This window comes from Arenimonas caeni, assembly GCF_003024235.1.
Classification (GTDB): domain Bacteria; phylum Pseudomonadota; class Gammaproteobacteria; order Xanthomonadales; family Xanthomonadaceae; genus Arenimonas; species Arenimonas caeni.
Genome location: NZ_KZ679114.1, coordinates 1 through 5,230, shown reverse-complemented (window position 1 = coordinate 5,230; position 5,230 = coordinate 1). Strand labels below are relative to the sequence as shown.

Sequence of the window (5,230 nt, the reverse complement as noted above, 5' to 3'; positions counted from 1 at the left end):
TTTTTAGCTTTAACTGAAGAGTTTGATCCTGGCTCAGAGTGAACGCTGGCGGCAGGCCTAACACATGCAAGTCGAACGGCAGCACAGGGGAGCTTGCTCCCTGGGTGGCGAGTGGCGGACGGGTGAGGAATACATCGGAATCTACCCAGTCGTGGGGGATAACGTAGGGAAACTTACGCTAATACCGCATACGACCTGAGGGTGAAAGCAGGGGACCGCAAGGCCTTGCGCGATTGGATGAGCCGATGTCGGATTAGCTAGTTGGCGGGGTAAAGGCCCACCAAGGCGACGATCCGTAGCTGGTCTGAGAGGATGATCAGCCACACTGGAACTGAGACACGGTCCAGACTCCTACGGGAGGCAGCAGTGGGGAATATTGGACAATGGGCGCAAGCCTGATCCAGCCATGCCGCGTGTGTGAAGAAGGCCTTCGGGTTGTAAAGCACTTTTGTTGGGGAAGAAAACCTGTTGGTTAATACCCGATGGGAATGACGGTACCCAAAGAATAAGCACCGGCTAACTTCGTGCCAGCAGCCGCGGTAATACGAAGGGTGCAAGCGTTACTCGGAATTACTGGGCGTAAAGCGTGCGTAGGTGGTTCGTTAAGTCTGCCGTGAAAGCCCCGGGCTCAACCTGGGAATTGCGGTGGATACTGGCGGACTAGAGTGCGGTAGAGGGTGGTGGAATTCCCGGTGTAGCAGTGAAATGCGTAGAGATCGGGAGGAACATCTGTGGCGAAGGCGGCCACCTGGACCAGCACTGACACTGAGGCACGAAAGCGTGGGGAGCAAACAGGATTAGATACCCTGGTAGTCCACGCCCTAAACGATGCGAACTGGACGTTGGGCTCAACTAGGAGCTCAGTGTCGAAGCTAACGCGTTAAGTTCGCCGCCTGGGGAGTACGGTCGCAAGACTGAAACTCAAAGGAATTGACGGGGGCCCGCACAAGCGGTGGAGTATGTGGTTTAATTCGATGCAACGCGCAGAACCTTACCTGGCCTTGACATCCAGTGAACTTTCCAGAGATGGATTGGTGCCTTCGGGAACACTGAGACAGGTGCTGCATGGCTGTCGTCAGCTCGTGTCGTGAGATGTTGGGTTAAGTCCCGCAACGAGCGCAACCCTTGTCCTTAGTTGCCAGCGAGTAATGTCGGGAACTCTAAGGAGACTGCCGGTGACAAACCGGAGGAAGGTGGGGATGACGTCAAGTCATCATGGCCCTTACGGCCAGGGCTACACACGTACTACAATGGTGGGGACAGAGGGTCGCGAGGCCGCGAGGCGGAGCCAATCCCAGAAACCCCATCCTAGTCCGGATCGGAGTCTGCAACTCGACTCCGTGAAGTCGGAATCGCTAGTAATCGCAGATCAGCATTGCTGCGGTGAATACGTTCCCGGGCCTTGTACACACCGCCCGTCACACCATGGGAGTGGGTTGCACCAGAAGCAGGTAGTCTAACCTTCGGGAGGACGCTTGCCACGGTGTGATTCATGACTGGGGTGAAGTCGTAACAAGGTAGCCGTATCGGAAGGTGCGGCTGGATCACCTCCTTTTGAGCATGACGAGTCGCCTTTGCAGGCGTCCGCACAAGTTTCCTGCATTCCACATCACGTGATCCGGCCTGGGTCTGTAGCTCAGGTGGTTAGAGCGCACCCCTGATAAGGGTGAGGTCGGAGGTTCGAGTCCTCCTAGACCCACCAATTTCACGGGGCCATAGCTCAGCTGGGAGAGCACCTGCTTTGCAAGCAGGGGGTCGTCGGTTCGATCCCGACTGGCTCCACCAGTTGGGCCGGCAGTGGAATGACAGCGCACACAGCAATTTTATCGATCTGGCTTTGAGGCCGGCATCGTGTTCTTTGAAAACATGGGAAGTAGCGAGCGTTTGAGACGAATTCTGTCATCAAGACGTGTCGTAGAGGCTAAGGCGGAGTCCGGAAGGACTCTTATTGAAGTTAATCGTTGAACTATTCGTGCAACGTTTAACCCTGAGGCGACTTGGGGTTATATGGTCAAGCGAATAAGCGCACACGGTGGATGCCTTGGCGGTCAGAGGCGATGAAGGACGTGGCAGCCTGCGAAAAGCTCCGGTGAGTCGGCAACAGACATTGACCCGGAGATGTCCGAATGGGGAAACCCACTGCTTCGGCAGTATCCAGTACTGAATACATAGGTGCTGGAGGCGAACCTGGTGAACTGAAATATCTAAGTAACCAGAGGAAAAGAAATCAACCGAGATTCCCTCAGTAGTGACGAGCGAACGGGGACCAGCCCTGAAGTCTGCATGGTTCTAGCAAAACGGCCTGGAAAGGCCGGCCATAGAAGGTGATAGCCCTGTATGTGAAAGGGCCACGCAGATGATGATGAGTAAGGCGGGGCACGTGAAACCCTGTCTGAATATGGGGGGACCATCCTCCAAGGCTAAATACTCCTGACCGACCGATAGTGAACCAGTACCGTGAGGGAAAGGCGAAAAGAACCCCGGAGAGGGGAGTGAAATAGAACCTGAAACCGTGTGCGTACAAGCAGTGGGAGCCGACTTGTTCGGTGACTGCGTACCTTTTGTATAATGGGTCAGCGACTTACTGTATGTGGCGAGCTTAACCGTATAGGGGAGGCGAAGGGAAACCGAGTCTGAATAGGGCGCATAGTCGCATGCAGTAGACCCGAAACCGGGTGATCTAGCCATGCCCAGGGTGAAGGTCGGGTAACACCGACTGGAGGCCCGAACCCACTCCTGTTGCAAAAGTAGGGGATGAGGTGTGGCTAGGAGTGAAAAGCTAATCGAACCCGGAGATAGCTGGTTCTCCTCGAAAGCTATTTAGGTAGCGCCTCGTGTGAATACTCTTGGGGGTAGAGCACTGTTATGGCTAGGGGGTCATTGTGACTTACCAAACCATTGCAAACTCCGAATACCAAGACGTAATGCACGGGAGACACACGGCGGGTGCTAACGTCCGTCGTGAAAAGGGAAACAACCCAGACCTACAGCTAAGGTCCCCAAATTACCGCTCAGTGGAAAACGATGTGGGAAGGCACAGACAGCCAGGAGGTTGGCTTAGAAGCAGCCATCCTTTAAAGAAAGCGTAATAGCTCACTGGTCGAGTCGGCCTGCGCGGAAGATTTAACGGGGCTAAGCGGTATACCGAAGCTTAGGGTGCACACTTTGTGTGCGCGGTAGAGGAGCGTTCCGTAAGCCGTTGAAGGTGGATTGAGAAGTCTGCTGGAGGTATCGGAAGTGCGAATGCTGACATGAGTAACGATAATGCGGGTGAAAAGCCCGCACGCCGAAAGCCCAAGGTTTCCTTGCGCAACGTTAATCGGCGCAGGGTGAGTCGGCCCCTAAGGCGAGACCGAAAGGTGTAGTCGATGGGAAGCTGGTTAATATTCCAGCACCTCGCGTGACTGCGATGGGGGGACGGAGAAGGTTAGGTGTACCGGGCGTTGGTTGTCCCGGGGAAAGGCGGTAGGCATTGGGGGTAGGCAAATCCGCTCCCATTTATGCCGAGCACCGAGACGAGCCCTATCGGGCGAAGTCACTGATACCACGCTTCCAGGAAAAGCCTCTAAGCTTCAGGTCACGCAGACCGTACCGTAAACCGACACAGGTGGGCAGGATGAGAATTCTCAGGCGCTTGAGAGAACTTGGGTGAAGGAACTAGGCAACATGGCACCGTAACTTCGGGAGAAGGTGCGCCTTCCAGGGTGACAATATGCATTGTTGAGCCCCGGAGGGCCGCAGTAACCAGGCCGCTGCGACTGTTTATCAAAAACACAGCACTCTGCAAACACGAAAGTGGACGTATAGGGTGTGACGCCTGCCCGGTGCCGGAAGGTTAATTGATGGGGTTAGCGCAAGCGAAGCTCTTGATCGAAGCCCCGGTAAACGGCGGCCGTAACTATAACGGTCCTAAGGTAGCGAAATTCCTTGTCGGGTAAGTTCCGACCTGCACGAATGGCGTAACGACAGCGGCGCTGTCTCCACCCAAGACTCAGTGAAATTGAAATCGCTGTGAAGATGCAGCGTTCCCGCGGCAAGACGGAAAGACCCCGTGAACCTTTACTATAGCTTTACATTGAACGTTGAGTTCGTCTGTGTAGGATAGGTGGGAGGCTTTGAAGTGCGGACGCCAGTTCGCATGGAGCCATCCTTGAAATACCACCCTGATGTGCTTGACGTTCTAACCTGGGCCCGTTATCCGGGTCGGGGACCATGTATGGTGGGTAGTTTGACTGGGGCGGTCTCCTCCCAAAGAGTAACGGAGGAGCACGAAGGTACGCTCAGCGCGGTCGGACATCGCGCACTGTGTGCAAAGGCATAAGCGTGCTTGACTGCAAGATCGACGGATCAAGCAGGTACGAAAGTAGGTCTTAGTGATCCGGTGGTTCTGTATGGAAGGGCCATCGCTCAACGGATAAAAGGTACTCCGGGGATAACAGGCTGATACCGCCCAAGAGTTCATATCGACGGCGGTGTTTGGCACCTCGATGTCGGCTCATCACATCCTGGGGCTGTAGTCGGTCCCAAGGGTATGGCTGTTCGCCATTTAAAGTGGTACGCGAGCTGGGTTCAGAACGTCGTGAGACAGTTCGGTCCCTATCTGTCGTGGGCGTTGGAGATTTGAGAGGGGCTGCTCCTAGTACGAGAGGACCGGAGTGGACGACCCCCTGGTGTTCCGGTTGTCATGCCAATGGCACTGCCGGGTAGCTATGGTCGGAAACGATAACCGCTGAAAGCATCTAAGCGGGAAGCGCGCCTCAAGATGAGATCTCCCGGGACACAAGTCCCCTAAAGGAACGATGAAGACCACGTCGTTGATAGGTCAGGTGTGTAAGCGCAGCAATGCGTTGAGCTAACTGATACTAATGATCCGTGCGGCTTGATCATATAACCTCAAGACGCCTTACCCTCGACAACACGTCGATCACCGGGTTCGGCAAAAACGTTTCGCTACTTCCCACCCAACGAGAGCGTGAGCGCGATAACTGCAATCCACCGCAGCCAACGCGACCCTCCACCCTCTCCCTGGCGACCATAGCGCTGTGGAACCACCCGATCCCATCCCGAACTCGGAAGTGAAACGCAGCTGCGCCAATGGTAGTGTGGCCTAAGCCATGCAAGAGTAGGTCATCGCCAGGGGCTTTACCCCTAAAACCCCCGCCCAAAAGGCGGGGGTTTTTCTTTGCGGCCGGGAAAACCACCGCCTTATCGGTAGTGCACCTGGCCGACA

The 5,230-nt window shown here is 55.3% G+C and carries 2 tRNA genes and 3 rRNA genes; all 5 read left to right on the top strand.

Going from position 1 to position 5,230, the window contains the following annotated elements:
• Positions 1-10 precede the first annotated feature (10 nt).
• Positions 11-1,555, top strand: a 16S ribosomal RNA gene (locus C6N40_RS13820).
• 70 nt (positions 1,556-1,625) lie between these two features.
• Positions 1,626-1,702: transfer RNA gene (locus C6N40_RS13815), tRNA-Ile, on the top strand.
• Between the two features lie 7 nt (positions 1,703-1,709).
• Positions 1,710-1,785: transfer RNA gene (locus C6N40_RS13810), tRNA-Ala, on the top strand.
• Positions 1,786-2,009: 224 nt separating this feature from the next.
• Positions 2,010-4,887 (top strand): 23S ribosomal RNA (locus C6N40_RS13805).
• A gap of 137 nt (positions 4,888-5,024) precedes the next feature.
• Positions 5,025-5,139 (top strand): 5S ribosomal RNA (gene rrf, locus C6N40_RS13800).
• The 16S, 23S and 5S rRNA genes sit together here with 2 tRNA genes alongside, the layout of an rRNA operon.
• Positions 5,140-5,230: the final 91 nt, after the last annotated feature.